Genomic DNA, 3,498 nt, shown 5'->3' on the forward strand with positions numbered 1-3,498 from the left:
AATTATGTGTTTGTGACTTATCTATAACATTAGGTTTAAGTATAGCTTCAACATCGTATCATTTGAGAGCCCTTTATAAAAGAGACGTGCTGAATTTTTACAAGGATGGGAAAATGGTATACTATTATATCAAAGATATAGAAATGAAATCATTATTAATAAAAAGTATGACTTAAATATAAAGAAACGCTCACATTAAACTAAGTAGTTCAGTTTTGGAGTACAAAAAGTGAAAATGTAAACCTAAATGAGTATCAAATTGCAACTGAATTTGATACTCGTTTTTTATTGTTAAATCAACGTTTGTTGTTAATTTACACCACAAAATGTAAGTTAAAATGTATATAAAAATGCGAACGTGAAATAATTATTGTAGGAATGCAAATTGGTGTGTTAAAATGGTTACAATTTACTAAGCAAAAAGGGGTGTATTTTCCTATGCAATTTCTTGAGCCAAAAAATAAGAACGCTAAGTCTGTGGATTGGGAAATATCAGAGCAAGTAAGGGTGATAGTTAAGCAATACGCTGAATATGCAGAGCGTACTGAAAGCGAAGCAGTGGATGAATTCTTATTGAACATTTTAGACGATAAGAAGTTTATTGAATGGATTGCCAACAAGCGAAGTAATAAGCGGATTGTTGAAAAAATGGGTATCAAAGATAGAGTGGGTTGATAGACAATGACCAAGCTTAAAAGATTAGCCACGAAGGAAGATGAAATTGTAGATGTTAAAATTCCGATTTCAAACGAAGAATTAAAAGATAGGGCTAAACAATATGATTTATTAACTCCAAAACGATTTGCAACAAGGTATAACAAAATGTTGTTCTTGCCAACGTCTTTTAAATGGAACGGTTCTGAATATCCCATTCAATATAATTACTGCATCAATCCGTTTTGTTGTAATTTTGGGAAAGAACAGCACAAATTCAAAGATGTAAAAGGGAAACCAAGTCGATATAAAATGACTGGTAGTTCCAAAGATAAAGGTCATAAAGGTATGTACTGCAATGACAATCCTATTGGCAGAGGTGTATCGCAAAACTGTACAGTAACCCCTTTATCTAATTGGTCTGTTGTTGAAGAAATTAAACGCCTTATAGAAATCAATAGCATCCAAGATGTTGAGCCAGATTATCAATTTCATAAAGAAGGCTGCTCGGAAGAAGAATCAACCCCATTCAATGAGCCGAAGCAATTTTACAAAAGGGGGAAAAGTAGGGGCAAATCTCAACGCTATCAATGTAAGGCGTGTAAGAAGTTCACTAATGTTCTACCAAAAAGAGAAGAAACCACTACTTATCACCAACAAAAGAACACCATTCTTCCAATGTTCGCTAAGATGGTTGTTGGAAGGGTTTCAGTCAGTCGTACTTGTGATATTTTAGGAATTGGAGTTGGAACCTACTATCATAAGCTGGAGTGGCTGTATAGGCGTTGTTTGGAGTTTTTAGAACGATATGAGACACAACCCCTTCAAACAAAGAAATTTAACGAGATGTGGCTTAATACGGACAAGATGCACTACTACCTAAATAACGTCCGTAAGAAAGGACAAGGTTCAAAGAAATATACGGGGTTTGAAGACCTTAATATGCAAACGTATATAGTTGTATCTGCTGAGGTCTTATCAAGATATGTGTTCCGTTCTGATGTTGCCTATGATTGGAATATTTCAATGGATGAATTAAATGAAGATACAAGAAAATTCAAAGAAGACCATCTCAATACTTTTAGTCGTAAAAATGATAGGTTAGATTGGTCTTATTATCCACAAGAACCATCCGCTAACGATAGCGAAAATAGGAATGCTTATCTTCACGAATTAGGGAAAATTACTAATAGGAGTAGATTTGTCGATGGTTTAAATGTTGATGCTCCTTATACTACAACTGCTCACTATTGGTTAATTAAACAAATGGTTAATGCCGACGAATGGCGAATGATTAGTGATGATGACTTCTCTATTAGAAACGCCTTTTATAGAGTATTCACGAAAGAATTAAGGTTGAGCGATGCACATCATTTTATTTGCCAAGTTAACAAGACGAAAAGCAGAAAACAATGCTTAAAAGAATTCGGACAAGCAAAAGCAGAACTGCTCGATTGGGGAGATATCAGAGGATTCAAAACAAAGTTTCTACGGACTTTGGCATCTCATTATCTAACTGAATTACTAACAAGTCATCAATTCCACGAAGAGGCTATTAGTAAAGATGGAGAAAGATATCGCAAATATGCCGATAACCCTATCAAACATCCATTAGCCACTAAGGATAAAGGATTTTATTCAGTTGATTGTAGAACGGATTTATCTGCTCTGGAACCAAACGAAATCGCAAAGATGCTATTAAATGTTAATGACCATTCGACCAATAGCTTTATTCAACAGATAAGACGTTATATATCATCTCTTGAAAGACCATTAACAACAGCTCGTGGTGATAAGAAGAGCTATATTTACGCTAACTTCAATCCGAAGTATGCTCAATTTGCGATTACAATTCTAAGAACTTACTACAACTTTTGTCGCCCTTTTAAATCAGCGGATAAAAAGGTTTTGACACCTGCTCAAAGATTAGGGATTACAGATAAACAATTTGATTGGAAAGATATAATTTATTTCAAATGACAAAAAGAGCTTGGAGTAATCCCAAGCTCTTGTGCTTTATCTTTACTGTTCTTCTTCAATTAACGCACCCGTTAACTCAATAAGTTTTTTCTTTCATATACATGAAAATAGTAGTTATACGGATTTTTATCATTCTTTATCCCTTTTTGGGCAAATACCTCATTCCATTCCTCATAATTCACTTCTGGAAAAAAAGTATCTCCTTCGAATTCATGATGTATTTTTGTGATGTACATTTTCTCAACATAAGGGAAAAACAAATTATAAATCTGTTCTCCTCCGAAAATAAAAATTTCTTCTTCGTTTTTACATAACTCAAAAACATCTTCTATTGAATGAACAATTTCACAACCATTAAAGGTAAACCCCTTATCTCTCGTCAGAATAATATTTCTTCTGTCAGGTAAGGCTCTTCCGATTGATTCAAGGTTCTTCCTACCTAATATTATCGGATGTCCCTTTGTAGTATTTTTAACATATTCCCAGTCCTTGGGAATCCTCCAAGGAATGTCATTCTCTTTGCCAATCACTCTATTCTTATCCATCGCAGCAATCAAAGAAACTTTCATTTATAACACAGCCTTTTTAACTAATTTACCATCTAATTTCTTATTTCTATCAAAAAACCTTTTCTCATTATCCTGCCCGTTAGTTGAATAAGCAATTTTTTCTATAAGTTATATTATCATAATACCACAAAATCACAAATTTTCATTCAATTATCATTTTCAATTGCATTTTATAAATCATTTTGTATGTAATTTGGTATGTAAGTTAAAATGAAAAAAGTAGTCCATTTTGAAGTACATTTTGTCATTTTGTACTCCAAAACTGAACTACTTAACATTAAACGAGCGTTTCTTT

At 33.3% G+C, this 3,498-nt stretch carries 4 protein-coding genes; 3 read left to right on the forward strand and 1 reads right to left on the reverse strand.

The genetic code is table 11. The features are described 5' to 3' along the window. The 3 genes from KA858_RS11955 to KA858_RS11965 form a co-directional block, all read left to right on the forward strand. Nucleotides 1-176, forward strand: a 176-nt coding sequence (locus tag KA858_RS11955; RefSeq protein WP_210135800.1) for a helix-turn-helix domain-containing protein, incomplete at its 5' end; no start/stop codon positions are given. 262 nt (nt 177-438) lie between these two features. Then, nucleotides 439-675, forward strand: a complete 237-nt coding sequence (locus KA858_RS11960) for a hypothetical protein (RefSeq protein ID WP_001159903.1) — start codon at nt 439-441, stop codon at nt 673-675. 6 nt (nt 676-681) lie between these two features. Continuing rightward, entirely contained in the window at nt 682-2,634 is a 1,953-nt protein-coding gene (locus tag KA858_RS11965; RefSeq protein ID WP_000163792.1) for a hypothetical protein, read from the forward strand. A 71-nt stretch (nt 2,635-2,705) separates the two neighbouring features. Here the strand turns inward: KA858_RS11965 and dfrG are convergent, their stop codons facing one another. After that, complete coding sequence (gene dfrG / locus KA858_RS11970) at nt 2,706-3,203, reverse strand: trimethoprim-resistant dihydrofolate reductase DfrG (protein WP_000868795.1); 498 nt, start codon at nt 3,201-3,203, stop codon at nt 2,706-2,708. Nucleotides 3,204-3,498 lie beyond the last annotated feature (295 nt).

The organism is Staphylococcus sp. GDX8P80P (assembly GCF_017893095.1).
Classification (GTDB): Bacteria; Bacillota; Bacilli; order Staphylococcales; family Staphylococcaceae; genus Staphylococcus; species Staphylococcus borealis.

What these genes read in the sequence shown, in the direction of transcription:
- KA858_RS11960 (WP_001159903.1), top strand. Translation starts at nt 439, where the DNA reads ATGCAATTTCTTGAGCCAAAAAATAAGAACGCTAAGTCTGTGGATTGG.
- dfrG (WP_000868795.1), bottom strand. Translation starts at nt 3,203, where the DNA reads ATGAAAGTTTCTTTGATTGCTGCGATGGATAAGAATAGAGTGATTGGC.
- KA858_RS11965 (WP_000163792.1), top strand. Translation starts at nt 682, where the DNA reads ATGACCAAGCTTAAAAGATTAGCCACGAAGGAAGATGAAATTGTAGAT.